The organism is Psychrobacter proteolyticus, from assembly GCF_038155145.1.
GTDB classification, from domain to species: Bacteria; Pseudomonadota; Gammaproteobacteria; order Pseudomonadales; family Moraxellaceae; genus Psychrobacter; species Psychrobacter proteolyticus_B.
This window is the reverse complement of sequence record NZ_JBAKAY010000024.1, coordinates 1-315: the sequence shown is the minus strand read 5'-3', so window position 1 is coordinate 315 and position 315 is coordinate 1. Positions and strand designations below refer to the sequence as shown.

General features: G+C 52.7%; 1 protein-coding gene. It reads left to right on the top strand.

All coding sequences use genetic code 11. The features are described 5' to 3' along the window. A partial coding sequence (locus V6252_RS12860) for a hypothetical protein (protein ID WP_341610713.1) occupies positions 1-315 on the top strand: 315 nt, incomplete at both ends.

Here is a 315-nt window from a genome sequence, read left to right as displayed (position 1 = left end):
CAGGGGTGGTGGTCAGCTTAACCACTGCCACTCAGATTGATACCTTTTTAACCAACGGCGCCAGTGTCACCATCCCAGCTGGAGAAACCGCTGCGCCAGTCATTACCGTGACCATTGCTGACGATGTGGTCTACGAGCAATCAGAAGATCTTGTGCTTGAGATTGGCAGCCCAGTGAATGCTACCATTGGCACGAATAGTGCGACTGGTGTCATCCTTGATGAATCAAACGACCCTGCCAATCCAGGTAGCAACACGGAGGGCGATAAACCCGTCGTCAGCGTCTCTGATGCCACTACTGACGAAGGTGGTGATT